Consider the following 16,830-nt stretch of genomic DNA (forward strand, 5'->3'; position numbering starts at 1 on the left):
CCGTGCGGATTGTCGACGCCGCGCCGCCGGGGTGGCTGCACCGGCGGCGTCGCCTGCTGCTGGACGTGCTGCTCTGGGTGGTGGTGGCCGCCCCGGTCGGCTATGCCGGGGCCAGCCCGCCCTACTCGCGGTACGCGCTGCCGCTGCTGGTCGGCAAGCTGCTGCTGCTCGGCGTGGCGGTGGTGGCGAGTCGACGGCAGCCGTTGGTCGCCCTGGTGCTGGTGGTGTCCGGGTCGCTTGTCGATGGCAACTTCGTGTTCGCCATTCCGGTCTTCAGCTATCTCGCCGGGCGGCGCAGCGCCACCGCGGGCCCGGCGATCCTGGTCTTCGCGCTGATCGCTGCCGGTGGCACGGCGCTCAACCTGGGTTTGCTCGGCACCGGCGCGGCCACCTGGTTCCTGCTCGCCTCGGTGCTCCTCTTCGCCGCCGTGTTCCCCTGGCTGGTCGGCCGGTACCGCCGCCAGCAACAGGAGTTGGCCGACGCCGGTCGCCGGCACGTCGACGCGCTGACCCGCGAGCAGCGGGGCACCGCCGAGCGGACCCGGTTGCGGGAGCGGGCCCGGATCGCCGGGGAGATGCACGACTCGCTCGGTCACGACCTCAGCCTGATCGCGGTGCGCGCAGCCGCCCTGGAGGTCGCCGCCGACCTGGACGACCGGCACCGGGTCGCGGCGGGGGAGTTGCGGGCCAGCGTCGCCGCCGCCACCGAGCGGCTGCACGAGATCATCGGGGTGCTCCGCGAGGAGGCGGGCGGGTCGCTGCGTCCGAGTGGGGAGACCGTCGCGGAGCTTGTCGACGGTGCCCGCGAGGCCGGCATGGCGGTGCGGCTGGACGCCGCCCCGGCGGTCGCGGAGCTGCCGGCGATGGCCGGTCACGCGGCGCACCGGATCGTCCGGGAGGCGCTGACCAACGCGGCCCGGTACGCGCCGGGTGCCCCGGTCGAGGTGAGTCTCACCCGCGACGGCGACCGGGTCGAGGTGACAGTCGTCAACGAGGCTGCGCCGGCCGGGCCGCTGCCGGCTCCGGCGTCGCAGGGCAGTGGGCTGCTCGCCCTCGCCGAGCGGGTGCGCCTCGCGGGGGGAACGCTCGACGCCGGTCCCCGGCCCGAGGGCGGTTTCGCGGTACGGGCGGTGTTGCCGGCGGGTGCGCCGCCGCCGGAGGCGCTCGGGTCGGCGTCCGAGATCGGGGTGGCGTCGCGGTTGGGCGAGCACCTCGGTTCGCCGGAGCGGCCGGTGGATGCCGAGCGGCGGCTGCACGACGCCCGTCGGCGCGTCCGGCGCAGTCTGCTGGTGGCGCTCGTCGCGCCGGTCGGCTTCGCGCTGGTGCTCTCGTTCGTGTACTACCCGGTGGCGACCGCCGGGACGGTGCTGGACCGGGCCACCTTCGACCAGTTGCGCGTCGGCGCGGCCAGGTCGGAGCTGGTTGGGCTGCCCCGGCGGCAGTTGGAACGACCCGTGGGGTCCGACCGGGCCGGCTGTGAGTACTACACCGACGGCAACTTTCCCCTCGCTGAGCCGACCTGGCGGCTCTGTTTCACCGACGGCCGGCTGGTCAGCAAGGAGTGGATCGTCTAGTGGACACCGACACGACGGGGACGCCGCCGATCCGGGTGGTGTTGGCCGACGACGAGGCGATGATCCGGGCCGGCGTGCGGGCCATCCTGGCCAGCGACCCCGGTGTCGAGGTGGTCGCCGAGGCCGGGGACGGGCACGCGGCGGTGGAGTTGGTTCGTGCCCACCGACCCCGGGTCGCGCTGCTGGACATCCGGATGCCGCGGCTGGACGGGTTGGCCGCCGCCGCCGAGATCCGCCGGGTCGCACCGGACACCGCGACGATCATGTTGACCACGTTCGGTGAGGACGACCACGTGGCCCGGGCGCTCGGGCACGGTGCCAACGGGTTCCTGCTCAAGGCCGGCGACCCGCGTGAGCTGATCGCCGGGGTGCACGCCGTCGCCGACGGCGGGGCGTACCTGTCACCGAGGGTGGCCCGCCGGGTGATCGAGCTGGGGGCTGGCCGGTTGGCCCGCCGACCCGCCGCCCGGGACCGTACGGCCGGGCTGACCGAGCGGGAACGGGAGGTGCTGGCCCTGGTCGGGGCGGGCCTCTCCAACGCCGAGATAGCCCGCCGGCTGCACCTCGTGGAGGGCACCGTGAAGAGCTACCTGACAAGCATCTTCACCCGGCTGGAGGTGCGCAACCGGGTGCAGGCGGCGATCCTCGCGTACGAGGCGGGGTTGGTCGACGGCTGAGCGGGGGCCGGGTGACCCCCGCTCAGCCCCGGCCCGTCTCAGGCGTCGCGGCGACGCAGCGCGGCCCGGCCCAGCAGCAGCGCCGCGCCGGCCCACCCGGTGAGCAGGAGCAGCCCGACCAGGGGTGGGTACGGCTCGGTGTCGCCGGCAATGAAGTGCCGGCCGGCCACACCGGGGAACACGTCGGCGATCCGGGTCAGCACGTCGATGTCCGGCTCCTGTAGGGACAGCGGCACGATCATCAGGGTGGCGAGGAGCACGACGATGGTGAGCACCGCGCTGCGCAGGGCCGCGCCGAGGCCCAGGGCGAGCACGCCGACGAGCGCCAGGTAGGTCGCCACCGCCGCGACGTCGCCCAGTGTCTCGACGGCCGGGGCGCGGCCCCACTCGCCGAGCACCGGCCGGGCAACGAGGGCGCCGACGACGCCGAGCAGCAGCCCGAGCGCGAGGGTGACCGCGCCGGTGACGACGGCCTTGGCCAGCAGCACGCGACCGCGCGACGGGGTGCACTGCAACGTCGGCCGGATGGTGCCGCTCGTGAACTCGGAGGTGATCGCGAGCAGGCCCAACGCCAGCACCACGTACTGGGTCAGCTCGACCGAGTCGATCAGCACGCTGCCGACGGTGACGATCCCCCGGTCGTCGGTCGGGTCGTCGTTGGTGTTGTCGTTCGCGGCGTAGATGGCCAGTTGGCCGGCGCTCGCCGCCATCACCACCACGCCGGCCAGCGCCGTCCACCAGGTGCTGCGGACCGAGGCGAGCTTGGTCCACTCGGCGGCCACCGCCCCCCGGAACACTGCCGACGCACCGGCGGACGGAGCGATGGCAGGGCGGGTGCCCGTGTCGGTCCGCGCGCTCATCGCTGCCCACCTTCGATCGGGCCGCCCGCGTACTCGACGCTGTCGGCGGTCAGCTCCATGAACGCCTGCTCCAACGACGCGGTGTGGGCGCTCAGCTCGTGCAGTCGTACCCCCAGTTCGTGGGCCAGGTCGCCGACCTGGCCCGCGGTGACGCCGGTGACGGTCAGCTCGGTGCGGTCGGCCGCCTCGACGCTCGCCCCGGCGGCGGTCAGGCGCGCGGCCAGGGCGTCCAGCCCGTCCGGTTGCGGGCTGCGGACCCGGACCGCGACGGTGCCGCCGGCGATCACCTCGCCGATCGGCGCGTCGGCGAGCAGCCGTCCCCGGCCGATCACCACGAGCTGGTCGGCGGTGAGCTGCATCTCGCTCATCAGGTGACTGGAGACGAAGACCGTACGCCCCTCGTCGGCCAACGAGCGCATCAGCTGCCGCACCCAGCGCACCCCGTCCGGGTCGAGCCCGTTCACCGGCTCGTCGAACATCAGCACCGGTGGGTCGCCGAGCAGCGCACCGGCGATGCCGAGCCGTTGGCCCATGCCGAGCGAGAGTGTCCGGCCCGGCTTGCCGGCGGCCCGCCCGTCCAGCCCGACGGTGTCCAGCACCTCGTCGACCCGGCGAGTCGGAATGCCGTTGCTCTGCGCCATGGCCCGCAGGTGCGCCCGGCCGGAGCGGGCCGGGTGGATGGCCCGGGCGTCGAGCAGCGCGCCGACCTCGTGCAGCGGCCGGCGGAACTCCCGGTACGCGCGCCCGCCCACCAGGGCCTGCCCGGCGGTGGGACGGTCCAGCCCGAGGATCATCCGCATGGTGGTGGACTTGCCGGCACCATTGGGGCCGAGGAAGCCGGTGACCCGGCCGGGCGCGACGTCGACTGTCAACGAGTCGACCGCGACGGTCGACCCGAACCGTTTGGTCAAGCCACGTAATGTGATCATGCGCTGACGCTAGGCGAGTGGCCCGCTGTCGCACCGCGCCCGAACGGCACCACCCGTCCCTGACTTTCGTCAGGTCGGTGGCGGGCTGGTCACCGTACGTACGTACTGCTCCAGCAGCGCCGGCGTGAGACCGGCCCGGTGGATCGCCTTCAACGCCGCGAGGAGGTCGTCCATCAGCGCCGGTCGGAAGTGCATCAGCAGCACGTCGCCGGGTTGGATCACCTTCTCCGGCGTCTGGTAGCGCACCTTCCCCTCATGGACGGTCTCGGTCCAGTGGAAGACGGCCTTCGCGCCGCAGTCGTGTGCCGCCTTCAGCGTGGTGCTGTCGTGCTCGCCGAACGGTGGCCGGAACAGCGTGGGCCGCTTGCCGAACAGCCCCTCCAGCCGGTCTGCGGCACCGCAGATCTCCTGCTTCTGATAGGCGTACGAGCGCCCGGCCAGCGAGTTGTGGTGGATGGTGTGGTTCTCCACCACCCCGCCCACCGCCTCGATCTGCCGGAAGTAGTCGGTGTGCTCCGCCGCCGCCGGAGAGTTCAGGAACATCGTCACCGGGATGCGCGCCTCCCAGATGAAGTCGATCACCCCTGGTGGGCGGGCCAGCCCACCGTCGTCGATGGTGATGAAGGCGACCTTCTGGTCGGTCGGCAGGCGGTGCCAGAACGCGGCCGAACCGGTCGCGGGCAGCGGCACCGGTTGCGGAAGCGGAGCCTCGGGAAACGTCGGCACCTGGGACACGTACCAGGCCAGGCTCTTGTACGCGGGCTTCGCGGTCGGGGACGGCGAGGCCGACGGGGCCGGGGTGGACGGCGTCGGCTGGGCCACGGTGACCTGCCGGGCGTGTGCCGGGTGGCCGGGCCCGACTGCGCAACCGGTCAACGCCAGCAGGGCCAGAAGTGTTGCTACGGCGGGGATCCGACGGGTGGTGATGGCTGACACGCCCGGAAACATACCGAGCGGAGGTCAGGATCCGGTCAGCCCGGTGCCCCCGGGGAACGGCGGACCACGAACGAGTCCGGCATCCGGAAGGTAAGGTTGTCCGGGCACCAGGGCGGCCGGAGCACGCTCACGCCGTCCAGCAGCGGGGCGGCCTCGGTCACCACCACGGCGGCCTCCATCCGGGCCAGCACGTCCCCGACACAGCGGTGCGCACCCGCCCCGAACGCCAGGTGTCGGCGCGACCCCCGCTGGCCCGGACGGAACTCGTCGGGCGACTCCACGACCTCCGGGTCCCGACCCGCGCGGCCCAGCCACAGCACCAGGCTGCTGCCGGCCGGCACCGGCGTGCCGCCGAGCGTGCTCTCCGTGGCCGCCACCCGCCGCCAGGTCACGATCGGAGGCTCCAGCCGCAACCCCTCCTCCACCACGTCGGCCACCGCCACCTCGCCGGCGCGCAGGCCGGCCCGGACCGCGGGCTCTCCGGCCAGCCGGTGCAGCAGCAGGGTGAGGAACTGCGAGGTGGTCTCCTGCCCGGCCACCAACAGGAAGAACAGGGCGCCGACCACCACGTCCGGTGGGTGCCCGGCCGCGCGCAGTTCGGCGGCCAACCCGCCACCGACGGCCGCGAACTCCCGCAGTACGCGGTGGAACCGGCCCACCTCGGCGGCGAGCGCCACCTGTCGGTCGCCGTCAAGTGGCGCCCAGAACAACTCGAGCGCGGCGCGGGCGAACTCCTTGACCGCGTCGACAGGCGCGTCCGGCAACTCGACAAGCCGGGCCAGCACCAGCAGCGGAAGGTCGGCGGCGAGGTCCGCGTACAGGTCGACGGGTGTACCGGCGTCGAGCGTGGCGCCGATCCGGGCGACCCGGTCCCGGACCAGCGCGGTGAGCCAGGGTTGCTGCGCGGCCACCCGGCTGGGGTGCAACGCCGCCGCGACAATCGCCCGGATCTGCGGATGGCTGACGCCCGAGTTGTTCGCCAGGGTCGGCGGCAGTCGGAATCGGTGCCCGGCGAGCACCCGCAGCGCGGTCACCGGCATCGGCGTCACCGCGTCCAGCGCATTGTCCGGCCGGTAGGTGACCGGGTCGGCGAGGACCTGGCGGACCAGCGCGTGCCGGGTCACGACCAGATGGGTGCCGCCGACGTGGTCCGGCACCCGGGCCACGTCCGGCCATGCGGGGTCGGTCACCTGCGCCCAGCTGCGGAACAGCACCCGGACACGCTAGCCGGCAGCCCCCGGCAGCCCGGCGCGCAGCCGCCAGACGGTGGTGCGCTTCACCCGCACGCTCTCCAGCGCCTCCGGCACCGGCACGTCGTACCCGGCCACCTCGTCGAAGCGGTCCCGAGGCAGGAAGGCCCGACCGGGGTCACCGACGAGCGCCGGCGCGCCGGCCCGGGTGGCGCGCAGCAGGAACCGCAGGACCCGGCGGGCCATCGCCTCGCTGTAGAAGACGTCCCCGGCGAGCACCACCTCGGCGTCCCCGGCATCGCCGTCGAGGATGTCGCCGAACTCGGCGTCGACGCGTACCCCGTTGGCCTCGGCGTTGAGGGCGACCGCCGCCACCGCCAACTCGTCCACCTCGACGGCCCGTACCGACGCCGCGCCGGCGCGGGCGGCGGCGATGGCCACCAGGCCGGAGCCGGAGGCGAGGTCGAGCACCCGGCGGCCGGCGACCAGCTCCGGATGGTCGGTCACGTAGCGGGCCAGGGCCTGCCCGCCGGCCCAGGCGAACGCCCAGAACGGCGGCGGTCGGTCGCTGGAGAACTCGCCCTCGGTCAGCTCCCACAACCCGATCGGCTCGTCCGCCTGGTGCAGCCGCACCTCGGGAACGAACGGGACCGGAGCCAGCCGGGCGTGCAGCCGGACGAACGTGCTGGAGAGCTCGGACACGGTGTGATTCTCCCAGCGGCCCGACGTCCGGCGTGTCGCGGGGCTGCGGTGACCGGTTCACCACGGTCGGTGAAAACCCACCCCGTCCTTGCCGCCCGGTGCGAACACACCCGTCTGGTCGGGCCGGTGCCCCACTTCTAGCGTTGCGGGGTGGAGGCGACCGAACGGAGGGCGGCGGTGGTGACGGTGTGGCGGTATGCGCTGAGGGCTGGGGTGGTGCTGGCCTGTCTGAGCGGGGTGGAGCTGGCGGTGGCCGCACCGGCCCAGGCGGCCTTCACCACCGAGATGAGTGGCCTGCCGGGGCGGTTCACCGCCGGCGAACAGGTGCGGACGATCTCCGCTGTGGTCTCCCAGACGGATCGGCGCGGCGGGTGCGCCAAGGTGCGCTGGTCGATGGTGCTCAGCGTGCAGGGCGGCCTCCGGCTCGACCAGGTGAAGATGGACCGGGTGGAGGAGACCGGCGACTTCCCGCTGGAGATCCGCACCGAGGGTGACGTGGCCCGGCTGACCGACCGGCAGCTCGACCCGGGCACGCTCTGCCCGGGCCGTACGGTAACGGCCCGCTACCGGGTGGCGTTCGCCGAGGACGTCACCCAGGGGCGGGTCACCCTCGCCGCCGAGGCGTACGACGCCAACCGGCGGTTGCTGGCCCGGCAGACCGCCACCCGCTCGGTGGTGGGGGTGGGTGGCGTCCCGACCAGGGCGCCGAAGCCGACCGCGACCCCGCCGAGGCCCACCGAGTCCGCGAGCGCGCCGACCGAGGACGAGAGCACGGTCACGGAGGAGTCGGTGGTGGAGGAGCCGGCCGACGCCCCGCCACCGGCGGCCAGCCGTCCGGTCTCGCAGTCCGGGGCGTTCGGCGTGGTGCAGCTCGCGTTCCTCCTCGGCGGGCTGCTGCTCTTCCTCGGGGTGGGGCTGTTGCTGCGGTTGCGGCACCTGACCCGGGCTGCGGCCGGGGACCTCGCCGAGACCGACGACCCGCCGGTGGACCGGCGCTGGGAGCGCCCGGCCGTAGCCGACCCGTGGCGTCGGGCGCCCTACTGATCGGGGGGTTGGCGCGTCCCCGGGTGTACCGCTGATCGGGGGTTGTGGGGCCGGCGGACACCCGCCGGCCCCACGGTGTCACTTCGAGAACGCCTGGAACTCGGCGATCCTGACCTGGCTCCGGGCCGGGCTGGCGGTCGCGCAGTCCGTCGTCGTGGCCGGGTCGTCGTCCTGCTCGCCCGCGTAGTGCGGGCCGCCGGTGCACTGGCTCGCCAGCACCTCGAGGCGCAGGTGGGTGGCGAGGGTGGTCGGTACCGCGAAGGTCCGGAGGTTGATGTCCCGGCTGTACGCCCGGTACGCCCCGCCGGGGAACGCGTCTGGCGCGCTCGTGTAGATGCGCTGCCAGCGCGCCGGGTCCGCGCAGTCGGTGGTCGTCGCGTTGCAGGCGGACACCGCGAACGCCCGCAGGGCGCTGAGCGCGTTCTGCGCGCCGGTGTCGGCGTCACCGGTGATCGCCGGGCGCAGCATCGCGCTGACGTTCACCCGCTTGACCGTCTGCGGGGCGCCCGCCAGCGCCACGGTGAGCTGTCGGCCGGCGACCCCGTCCAGGGAGGCCCAGTTCGTCGCCTCGGTGTCGTCGACGAGCCGGTCCAGGTTGACCCCGTCACCACTGACCGTCGCGCCGGACGCGGTGGAGGCGAGGTTGCGGCTCAGCCGCAGGTCCACGTACCCGTCCTGATCGGCCTTGGCGGTGACGCTGAGCCGCTGGTGCCCGAAGCCGGGGGCCACCGCGAGCAGGTCGTACGTGCCGGCCACCAACTCCACGGTGTCCGGGATCGGCGTCGCCGGGTCGGTGTCGGCCACCGGCACGGCCCGTGCCTCGTACGCCCCCACGTACACCCGGATCGGCGCGTCGGCGCTGTCCCCGCGGGGACGCAGGGTGAGCGTCGCGTTGCCGCCGCGCGGAGACGCGAAACTCGGTGTCGGGTCGGTGTCGGCGGCACCGTTGGTGGCGGCGTCCCGGCCCACCCCGGAGCGGGCGAACTCGGCCCAGATCAGGTCCTGGTTCGCGCCGCCGAAGCGGAGCAGGTCGGCGGTGAGCATGTTGTCCCGCATGTCGAGCATGCTGACCTGGCTCGCGGCCTGGAGCAGGAACGAGTCGAAGACCAGCTGTGACCAGCGCCGGTTGCCCGGGCACTGGTCCGCCGCGACCGTGCCCTTCGCGCAGTCGAGCTGCCGCTGCGGGGTGCCGAGGCCGTACCGCTTGACGAGCGCGGAGCGGACCCGGAAGTTGGTGGCGCCCCAGATCTCCCCGTCGGCGTGCACGGCGGGGCCGGCGGTGTTGTAGCCGATGTCGGAGTAGTTGAGCGGGCTGCGGCTCAGGTCGTAGTTGCGGATGCCGCTGACCAGGTTGCCGGTGACGTAACCGCCGGTGATGAAGGGCGTCTCGCCGGGCGCGCGGAGCCCGTGCTGGAAGAGGTACTCGGCGGCGAGCAGGTCGCCCCACGACTCACCCATCGCGCCGCCCTGGTGGCCGCTGATCCCGCTGTCCGGGCCGGCGATCATCCGGTTGGTGATCGCGTGGGTGTACTCGTGGCCGATCACCGTCATGTCGTAGTCGCCGTCCACGCACGGCGGGTACGGCCCGCCCGCCTGCGGCTGCCAGAGGTACATGTTCGTGGTCGGCGGCAGCCCGTCGCGCGGGGTGCCCTGGTTGGCGTTGTTCCGGTTGCCGGTCAGCGCGCCCTGCTGGGCGCGGCCCTGCTCGGCGTCACCGCCCAGGCCGGAGGGGGTGAGGTTGACCGCCTGGAGGTTCCACGCCGACTCGGTGAAGCCCAGTTGGTACGACCAGTCGTGCATCCGGTTGTGCATGGCGAAGAGGTTGGCGATCGACGCGTCCGCGTCGTTGCGCTGGGCCGAGGTGAACACCGCCGGGTTGCACTTGGCCTGGTGCCACTGGTCGGTGAAGGGGTACTCGTAGCGGCGCTCCGGGCTGGTCGGAGCCGGTACGACCGGGGTGTTCGCACCCCAGGACAACACCGTGTTCGCCGAGTTGCCGCGCGAGGTGAAGGTCGGCGTGCCGGTGGCCGCGTCGACGTCCCACGGTTGGCCGGTCGCCGGGTCGCGCCAGGCGGCCTGACAGCCGGGCGTCGGGTCGCCGCACCAGCGCACCCGGGGGTCCTGCCCGGGGCCGAGGTCACGCGGCGGGGTGGCCGGGAAGACCGCCCAGCTCGGGTTGTCCGAGTCGTAGTCGACCAGGTCCTCGCGGACCAGCACCTGCCCGGTCGCACCGTCCACGTAGCTGGTGAACGCGGCCGGGTGCTCGGTGTCCGCGCCGATCATGGTCACCTCGTAGGCGGCCCGGGGACCGTCCAGCGGGGTGGGCACTGCCACGTCCCGGATGGTGTGGCTGGCCACCGCGTCGGCGGTCAGCTTGGCGTCGGCGAGGGCGGCAGCGTACGCCTGCTCGGCGGTGCGGGTGGCCGGTGCCGGCCTGCCGGTGTCGCGGGCCAGCGAGGAGCTGACCGAGAGCACCGCGCCGTCGGCGACCGCGAGGGTGACGAGGCCGTCCGGCCCGGCGGGCAGGTCGCCGAAGCGTTGCCGGAGGGTGACCACCGTGCCGCTGCCGATCGGCCGGACCAGCACCCGTTCCATGCTGGCCACCGTTGCGGCGTCCATGCCGAACAGGTCGGGGTTCGCGGCCAGGTAGGCGCGAGCGGCGGCCTCCGGGTCGGCGGGCAGCTTGGTCGCGAGGGGAGTACGGCCGGGGCCGAGAGCCTGCGGGGTGCCGAGCCGGTTCCACCGGACGTCGGGGTCGACGGCGCGGGCCAGGCCGCGCTGCCGGGCGTCGGGTGCCGCCGTACCGATGCGGTTGTCGGCGTCGGCGGGCGCGTGCCCCTCGGCGAACGGCCCGGACCGGCGCTCGGCGGACGCAGTGCCGCCGGTGGGGGCCGCGGTGCTCACGCCGGTGGGGAGCAGCGCGGCGACCGTCGCCGTCGTCGCCAGGATGGCGATGAGCCGGCGTCGACGCCGGCTCATCGGGGTTGACCACTCCGGTTGTGGCACGGGACCTCCTCGTGGGAGCGGGATGGCCGGCGGACGCCGGCCGTCGCTGCGCGGTGACGCATGCGCATCTGTGGATATCAGTAGGTCGGGGTCGCGGCAAGGTCCCGGGCCACTGTCGCGCCTATCGATCGAGATAGGTCGACTTTACAAAACTGTCTCTCTTGTAAAAGTCCTCGTGGGCTGCCAGAGTCGACGCAGGACCTGAGAGCGGAGGTTGGCCATGGCCGTCGATGCCGATCCGACCGTCGAACCCGCCGCCTGGCGAGACCCCCGCAGACCGCTCTGGCCGCTGGCCCTCCTGGTGCCGGCGCTGCCCTTCGCCGGCTACGCCCTGTGGCGGGCCGGCGGCGGGGCCTGGGCGTGGTGGTCCACCCCGGTCGTCGTCTTCGGCCTGATCCCGGTGATCGACCTGCTGCGCGGCGACGACCGGCAGAACCCACCGGAGGAGGCGGTGCCCCGGCTGTCCGCGGACGGCTACTACCGGTGGCTCACCTACCTCTACCTCCCGGCCCAGTACGCCGCCTTGGTGCTCTGCTGCGCCGTGTGGACCCACGACGGGCCCTCCGTGGCGGGCGCGGCCGGCCTCGTCGCCACCGTCGGCGTGGTCAACGGCATCGCCATCAACACCGCCCACGAGCTGGGGCACAAACGGGAACGGGTGGAGCGCTGGCTGTCCAAGGTGGCGCTGGCGCCCACCGGCTACGGCCACTTCTACGTCGAACACAACCGGGGCCACCACGTACGCGTCGCCACCCGCGAGGACCCGGCCAGTTCCCGGCTGGGGGAAAGCTACTGGGCGTTCTGGCCGCGTACCGTCATCGGCAGCCTGCGCTCGGCCTGGCGGCTGGAGACCGGCCGGTTCCGGGTCCGGGGCCGGTCACCCTGGACGCACCGCAACGACGTGCTCAACGCCTGGGCCATGACCCTGGCGCTGTACGCGGCGCTGACCCTGGCCTTCGGCCCCGGCGTGCTGCCGTTCCTGGCACTCCAGGCCGTCGTCGGCTGCTCCCTGTTGGAGGCGGTCAACTACCTGGAGCACTACGGGCTGGCGCGGCAGCGCACCGCCGCCGGCCGGTACGAGAAGGTCGACCCGCGGCACAGCTGGAACAGCGACCGCACCGTCACCAACGTCTTCCTCTTCCAACTCCAGCGGCACAGTGACCACCACGCCCACCCACTGCGTCGCTACCAGACGCTGCGCAGCTTCGACACCGCACCGCAGTTGCCGGCGGGCTACGCCACGATGGTGGTCGTCGCACTGGTGCCACCGCTGTGGCGTCGGGTGATGGACCACCGGGTGCTCGCCCACTACGACGGCGACCGGTCCCGGGCCAACCTCAGGCACCGGAGCTGACCGCCGCGCGTGGTTGGTCGCTGCGTCGTGCGTTGTCAGTCGCTCGGCGCCCAGTCGGGGTCGCGGCCGAACGCGGCAAGCAGGTGGTCCTGCTCGTCGGCGTCGTCGGGCACCCGTACCCCGGTGTGGACCAGATTGTTGCGCCGGTAGGCGTCGATCTCGCCGGCGAACCAGGTGGCGGCGGCGTGCACCGCGTCCGGGTCGAGCTGCGGGTGCGCGCCGATCGCCACCGCCACGTCCCAGCCGTGCACGAGGTGCTCGGCGAGGAGTTGTTGGAGGTATTCACTTGCCGGAGTCTCGCCGGCGGAGAGGTGCACGGTGCGGTCGATGGTGCCGGGGTGGGTGGCGGCGATCTCGGCCTGCGCGGCGGCCTCCCGCGCCGTCGCGATCGGGTCGGCGCCGAGCTGGTCACCGTCGAGCCGGTCGCCGACCTCGTCGATGGTCCGGCCGGCGAGCAGCGGAACGCTCCACCTGTCCTCGGTCACCACGTGGTTGACAAGCGTGCGGACGTCCCAGTCCGAGCAGGGTGTCGGGTCGGACCATTGGCCGGGCTCGATCTGGTCCACCCGGTCGATGAACTCGGCCAGGCTCCGGCGGTACGCCTCCAGGAGATCCATGCTGCCGATTGTTCCGGTCGAAAGGGCCGGCTGAGCCCGTTTTGCCCGGCCTGGTGCCGGAGGATCGGTGCTGGTCGCCCAGCTCAGTCCAGGTCGGCCGGGTCCAGACCGAGCTCTCGGGCGGTGACCAGCCGGACCCACTCGCCAAACTGTCGGCGGGAGATCACCCGGTCGTGCACGGCGAGCTGGACGGCAAGGCCGTCCATCACCGCGCTGATCCGCCAGGCGGCCCCGTCGGGGTCCGCGCATTGGAAGGTGCCGTCGGCCACCCCGGCACTGATCACCGCGGCCAGGTCCTGCCGCCAGCGCAGGTCGAGCCGGCGGGAAACCTTCTCCAACTCCGGGGTACGCAGCGACTCGGACCAGCCGTCGATCCACATCGACCAGGAGGTTGCCCGCCCGGCCGGGGTGTAGAGCTTGAGGATCCGGCGAAGCTTGGTCAGCGGTGGGGCCGAGGAGCGGGTCACCGCGTCCAGTCGGGCCAGATCCTGCTCGACCGCGTACGCGAAGGCCTGCGCGAGCAGCCGCTCCTTGGTGGCGAAGTGGTAGAAGACCAACGCCTGACTCACGCCCGCGGCATTCGCCACGTCCGCCGTCCGGGTGTTGGCCAGACCGCGCTCCACGATCACGTCGCAGGCGGTGCGCAGCAGGGCATCCAGGCGGATCTCGGCCGCACGTCTCGTCACGACCGTTACCGTAGCCCATCCAACCGAACACGAACAGTTACGACCACGCGCTGATCAGCGCGGCGACAGTCGGAAGCCGGACACTTCCTCCGCGCCTCTTCGGTCGTTCCACGGAGAGTGTTCGTCGAGGTCCGCCGCCCACTGCTGGGGGGTGGAGACGTCGATGGTCGGGCATGCGAAGCGATGATGACGATCATTGCCTAGTGATGTCGGAGTGTGACGGTGGGTGGCGGATTCCGACACCAAACCAGCCGCCTAGGAAGCCGGCAGGCGGCGGCTCCGGTCCCACCCCGACCACACCTGACGCGCCGAGGCGACCCCGAGTTGGCAGTCAAACACCTACTCGGCTAAAGTTCTCATCCGTCACCCGGGAACGTCCGGGGGCGTGCGGACGTAGCGCAGCTGGTAGCGCATCACCTTGCCAAGGTGAGGGTCGCGGGTTCGAATCCCGTCGTCCGCTCGGAGCTGCCGCCACGTATGACGGGGGCAACCTCGGTGGGGTGGCCGAGAGGCGAGGCAACGGCCTGCAAAGCCGTGTACGCGGGTTCAAATCCCGTCCCCACCTCGGCAACAAGCACGGGCGATTGGCGCAGTGGGAGCGCGCTTCCTTGACACGGAAGAGGTCACTGGTTCAAACCCAGTATCGCCCACCAGAGGAAAACGGCTCGTCACCGGAGTGAGCCGGTGACGAGCCGTTTCGTGTTTTATGCGCGACCGCTTCGCAAGATCGTGCTGGATCCAGGATCGAGTGGCCTCACCGACGGGGCGATGCCACTCGATCCTGGTTCGAGTGCGATCTTGGTGGGGGCGCGGGCGTGGTCTGGGGCGCGGTTTGTGGTGCTTGCCGTTGCTGGTCGCGGTTGTTCCCGGGGCCTGGCCGGTGATCAGTCGACGCTGAGTCGGTAGCCGATACCGCGCACGGTGTGCACGCGCAAGGTGTCATCGGCGGCGCGCAACTTCTGCCGTAACCGTTTCACCGCCGAGTGCAGGGTCGACGTGTCGCCGAGGTAGGCGCAACCCCAGACCGATTCGAAGAGCCTCTCGTACGTCCAGACGCTCACCGGTGCGGTGGCGAGTTGGGTGAGGAGGTTGCGCTCGAGCCGGGTCAGGTTCAGCGGTTGTCCGCGCCAGGTCACCAGGTGGTCGAGCGGATAGATCTCCAGGTCACGCAGACTGATCCGGGCCGAGGTCACAGCGGCGACGTGGACGGGGGCGGCGCTGGGCGCGGCAGTCGACGTGCCCGCGGCTCGGGCTGCGGCCGTGGCAGCACCGGCGGTGAGCGAGGTGGCTGCTCCGTACACGGCGGTGGGCGTCCCGACAGCGCCTGGCGCGGCGGCTCCGGGTGCGGCGGCTCCGCGCGCGACGGTGGGCACTCCGGGCGCGGGGGCTCCGGGTGCCGCTGTGCCGGGCACTGCGGGGGCTCCGGGCGCGGGGGCTCCGGGTGCGGGTGTGGGAGCGCTGGCGGCTGGCTCAGCGGTGGGGTTGAGGAGCGGGGCTGGGCCGTTGACCGCGGGCGGGCCGATCATCGCCTGCAACTCGGCCAGGTCGGTGCAGATCACCAGGGTGCCGAGCCCGTCGAGTCGCCGTACCATCCGCTCGCGTACCGACACGTCGGCGCTCACACAGAACACGAGAGACACATCGTCAACCACCGCTCTCCCTCCCCAGGTGCCACAGGAAAGACAACGCTGTCTGACCGCCGTAGTCAATGGTTTCCCCGCCAACCATCGCCGTACCCCGCATGACGCGCGCCCCCGCGCCCCACGCCTAGCCCAAGATCGTGCTCGAACCAGGATGTAGTGGCATCGGCCGGTCGGTGAGGCCACTCGATCCTGGATCGAGCACGATCTTGACAAGCGGCCGGCGGCAGGCTCGTCCCCGGCGGGAGGGGTGAGCGGCGGCGGGCGAGGTGGTGGCGGCGGGCGGCAGAGGGCGGTGTCCGGCTGGTCAGAAGGTCAACAGGCGGAACTCGCCCACCTGCCGGAAACCGAGGCTGCGGTAGACCGGCTCGCCGATGGCCGTCGAGGTGAGGGCGGCGGTGGTGACGCCCCGCTGGCCGGCCAGGTCGAGTGCGGCCCTGGTCATGGCCGCGCCGATGCCCCTGCGGCGGTGTTCCGGTTGAGTGCCGACGAAGTAGAGGGTGACCAGGCCGTGGCTGATCCAGGCGACGGCCGTTGCGACGATCCGTCCGTCGTCGAGGCGGCCGGCCAGCCGGAGGACCGTGCCGTCGCCGGTGAACGCCTTCTCCCGTTCGATGGTCGCCTCCACGCCGTCCGCCGGGATTCCGGACACCCGGGCGTAGGCCTGGACGAATGCGGCGAGGTCGGTGGTCTCGGCGATGTGCACGCCGGCGGGGGTCGGGGCCGTCCGAACGCGGGTCCTGGTGTCTCGGGGAGGCGTCCGGTCGCCAAGATCCGTTGCGGTGATCTTGGACGTGCGGGGGACGTCGGCGGCCTCCGCGATCCGCGCGGTCATGACCGGCATGCGGGCGACCTCCGTCGCACCGAGGGCGACCAGGCCGTCCGCGGTGCCGGGGTCGCTGTCCGGGCCGACCCACCAGATCCGGGGTACGCCGTGCAGGCGCTGCCGGGCCTCGGTGAGCGCGTCCTGCGGGGTGCGGCCGGTCACCCGCAGCACGCCGTTGAGAGGTGCGTGCGGCACGTCACTGCGGTAGGTCGGGAGGTCCGGACCTCCGGCGATGCCGATGTTCCAACCGAGCAGGTATGCCCGGTGCGCGGCCAGCACCGTGTCCAGAGGCTCCATGATCTGGATCGTAACTCGGGACCGGAATGCCTCCTGACCAGGGGAACAGCCACCACTGACCGCTCGCGAAGCGGCGGTGGTCACCCGGCGGCGGAGAGCAACGCCGCGGCGAGGTGCTGGGAGGCCCCGCCGGGCGTCATGCCGCTACGCCGGGCCAGTTCGGTGGTGCTGATCGGTGCGGTCAGTTCCCTGAGAAGCCGGGCCCGCCCGCGACCGATCACGGCGACACGTTCCTCGGCGGCGCCGGTGACGTCGACGAAACCGTTGCCTGGGCCGCCGCCTATCTGGCCGCTGGCGCGGACGGCATCTTCGTGCCCGGGGTGGTCGACCCGGTGACCGTTCGAGCGTTGGTGCAGGCGGTGCCGGCGCCGTTGAACGTCATGGCCGGGCCCCCGTGCGGAGTGACGGACGCGACGGGCCGGTCGCCTGCGGTGCGGCGGCCGGCCCGGAGTCACGTCGGTGTGCCGACTCTGTAAGCGGCAAAGTGTTGTC

The 16,830-nt window shown here is 72.8% G+C and carries 15 protein-coding genes, 3 tRNA genes and 1 pseudogene; 8 read left to right on the forward strand and 11 right to left on the reverse strand.

Features of this window, described 5'->3' with window-relative positions; translation table 11 throughout:
- The first annotated feature begins 2 nt into the window (after positions 1 to 2).
- Together ACWER9_RS05945 and ACWER9_RS05950 are read left to right on the forward strand one after the other, a co-directional pair.
- Complete coding sequence (locus ACWER9_RS05945; RefSeq protein WP_452300711.1) at positions 3 to 1,574, forward strand: sensor histidine kinase; 1,572 nt, start codon at positions 3 to 5, stop codon at positions 1,572 to 1,574.
- Positions 1,574 to 2,251 carry a response regulator gene (locus tag ACWER9_RS05950; protein ID WP_452300712.1) on the forward strand — a complete coding sequence of 226 codons (678 nt, stop codon included), beginning with the start codon at positions 1,574 to 1,576 and terminating at the stop codon, positions 2,249 to 2,251. Before ACWER9_RS05945 ends, ACWER9_RS05950 begins: the two co-directional genes overlap by 1 nt.
- A 38-nt stretch (positions 2,252 to 2,289) precedes the next feature.
- On the opposite strand, the gene ACWER9_RS05955 is transcribed toward ACWER9_RS05950, so the two are convergent.
- The 5 genes from ACWER9_RS05955 to ACWER9_RS05975 form a co-directional block, all read right to left on the reverse strand.
- Positions 2,290 to 3,111, reverse strand: a complete 822-nt coding sequence (locus ACWER9_RS05955; RefSeq protein ID WP_452300713.1) for an ABC transporter permease subunit — start codon at positions 3,109 to 3,111, stop codon at positions 2,290 to 2,292.
- The gene (locus ACWER9_RS05960) at positions 3,108 to 4,040 is read right to left on the reverse strand and encodes an ABC transporter ATP-binding protein (protein WP_452300714.1); all 933 of its coding nucleotides are present in this window, start codon (positions 4,038 to 4,040) and stop codon (positions 3,108 to 3,110) included. Before ACWER9_RS05960 ends, ACWER9_RS05955 begins: the two co-directional genes overlap by 4 nt.
- Positions 4,041 to 4,109: 69 nt before the next feature.
- Complete coding sequence (locus tag ACWER9_RS05965) at positions 4,110 to 4,976, reverse strand: polysaccharide deacetylase family protein (RefSeq protein WP_452300715.1); 867 nt, start codon at positions 4,974 to 4,976, stop codon at positions 4,110 to 4,112.
- Between the two features lie 35 nt (positions 4,977 to 5,011).
- Positions 5,012 to 6,190 (reverse strand): cytochrome P450, encoded by a 1,179-nt coding sequence (locus ACWER9_RS05970; RefSeq protein WP_452300716.1) that lies wholly within the window; start codon positions 6,188 to 6,190, stop codon positions 5,012 to 5,014.
- 9 nt (positions 6,191 to 6,199) lie between these two features.
- Positions 6,200 to 6,868 carry a class I SAM-dependent methyltransferase gene (locus ACWER9_RS05975; protein WP_452300717.1) on the reverse strand — a complete coding sequence of 223 codons (669 nt, stop codon included), beginning with the start codon at positions 6,866 to 6,868 and terminating at the stop codon, positions 6,200 to 6,202.
- Between the two features lie 150 nt (positions 6,869 to 7,018).
- Between ACWER9_RS05975 and ACWER9_RS05980 the strand changes: the two genes are divergently transcribed.
- Positions 7,019 to 7,912, forward strand: coding sequence for a hypothetical protein (locus ACWER9_RS05980; protein WP_452300718.1), 894 nt, complete (start codon positions 7,019 to 7,021; stop codon positions 7,910 to 7,912).
- Between the two features lie 78 nt (positions 7,913 to 7,990).
- Here the strand turns inward: ACWER9_RS05980 and ACWER9_RS05985 are convergent, their stop codons facing one another.
- Positions 7,991 to 10,918: a M36 family metallopeptidase gene (locus ACWER9_RS05985; protein WP_452300719.1), complete on the reverse strand. Its 2,928-nt coding sequence runs from the start codon at positions 10,916 to 10,918 to the stop codon at positions 7,991 to 7,993.
- A 220-nt stretch (positions 10,919 to 11,138) separates the two neighbouring features.
- Here ACWER9_RS05985 and ACWER9_RS05990 point away from each other — a divergent pair, with 220 nt between their 5' ends.
- The gene (locus tag ACWER9_RS05990; RefSeq protein WP_452300720.1) at positions 11,139 to 12,272 is read left to right on the forward strand and encodes an alkane 1-monooxygenase; all 1,134 of its coding nucleotides are present in this window, start codon (positions 11,139 to 11,141) and stop codon (positions 12,270 to 12,272) included.
- A gap of 35 nt (positions 12,273 to 12,307) precedes the next feature.
- Here ACWER9_RS05990 and ACWER9_RS05995 read toward each other — a convergent pair whose 3' ends face one another.
- Both ACWER9_RS05995 and ACWER9_RS06000 read right to left on the reverse strand, forming a co-directional pair.
- Complete coding sequence (locus ACWER9_RS05995; RefSeq protein WP_452300721.1) at positions 12,308 to 12,889, reverse strand: TIGR03086 family metal-binding protein; 582 nt, start codon at positions 12,887 to 12,889, stop codon at positions 12,308 to 12,310.
- 83 nt (positions 12,890 to 12,972) lie between these two features.
- The gene (locus tag ACWER9_RS06000; protein ID WP_278138192.1) at positions 12,973 to 13,575 is read right to left on the reverse strand and encodes a TetR/AcrR family transcriptional regulator; all 603 of its coding nucleotides are present in this window, start codon (positions 13,573 to 13,575) and stop codon (positions 12,973 to 12,975) included.
- 387 nt (positions 13,576 to 13,962) lie between these two features.
- Here ACWER9_RS06000 and ACWER9_RS06005 point away from each other — a divergent pair.
- The 3 genes from ACWER9_RS06005 (at position 13,963) to ACWER9_RS06015 (ending at position 14,228) form a co-directional block, all read left to right on the forward strand.
- A tRNA-Gly gene (locus ACWER9_RS06005) sits at positions 13,963 to 14,035 on the forward strand.
- Between the two features lie 34 nt (positions 14,036 to 14,069).
- Positions 14,070 to 14,140: transfer RNA gene (locus ACWER9_RS06010), tRNA-Cys, on the forward strand.
- A gap of 13 nt (positions 14,141 to 14,153) precedes the next feature.
- A tRNA-Val gene (locus tag ACWER9_RS06015) sits at positions 14,154 to 14,228 on the forward strand.
- Positions 14,229 to 14,459: 231 nt separating this feature from the next.
- On the opposite strand, the pseudogene ACWER9_RS06020 reads toward ACWER9_RS06015, so the two are convergent.
- The 3 genes and pseudogenes from ACWER9_RS06020 to ACWER9_RS06030 form a co-directional block, all read right to left on the reverse strand.
- A pseudogene (locus ACWER9_RS06020) lies at positions 14,460 to 14,726 on the reverse strand (winged helix-turn-helix domain-containing protein); the annotation flags it as partial.
- 796 nt (positions 14,727 to 15,522) lie between these two features.
- On the reverse strand, positions 15,523 to 16,338 hold the full coding sequence (locus ACWER9_RS06025) for a GNAT family N-acetyltransferase (protein ID WP_452300722.1): 816 nt from the start codon (positions 16,336 to 16,338) through the stop codon (positions 15,523 to 15,525).
- 80 nt (positions 16,339 to 16,418) lie between these two features.
- Positions 16,419 to 16,559, reverse strand: a complete 141-nt coding sequence (locus ACWER9_RS06030) for a hypothetical protein (RefSeq protein ID WP_452300769.1) — start codon at positions 16,557 to 16,559, stop codon at positions 16,419 to 16,421.
- 63 nt (positions 16,560 to 16,622) lie between these two features.
- Here ACWER9_RS06030 and ACWER9_RS06035 point away from each other — a divergent pair, with 63 nt between their 5' ends.
- Positions 16,623 to 16,814 carry an isocitrate lyase/phosphoenolpyruvate mutase family protein gene (locus ACWER9_RS06035; protein ID WP_452300762.1) on the forward strand — a complete coding sequence of 64 codons (192 nt, stop codon included), beginning with the start codon at positions 16,623 to 16,625 and terminating at the stop codon, positions 16,812 to 16,814.
- Positions 16,815 to 16,830: the final 16 nt, after the last annotated feature.

The organism is Micromonospora sp. NPDC003944 (assembly GCF_053605225.1).

What these genes read in the sequence shown, in the direction of transcription:
- ACWER9_RS05955 (WP_452300713.1), bottom strand. Translation starts at nt 3,111, where the DNA reads ATGAGCGCGCGGACCGACACGGGCACCCGCCCTGCCATCGCTCCGTCC.
- ACWER9_RS05960 (WP_452300714.1), bottom strand. Translation starts at nt 4,040, where the DNA reads ATGATCACATTACGTGGCTTGACCAAACGGTTCGGGTCGACCGTCGCG.
- ACWER9_RS05990 (WP_452300720.1), top strand. Translation starts at nt 11,139, where the DNA reads ATGGCCGTCGATGCCGATCCGACCGTCGAACCCGCCGCCTGGCGAGAC.
- ACWER9_RS05995 (WP_452300721.1), bottom strand. Translation starts at nt 12,889, where the DNA reads ATGGATCTCCTGGAGGCGTACCGCCGGAGCCTGGCCGAGTTCATCGAC.
- ACWER9_RS06025 (WP_452300722.1), bottom strand. Translation starts at nt 16,338, where the DNA reads ATGGAGCCTCTGGACACGGTGCTGGCCGCGCACCGGGCATACCTGCTC.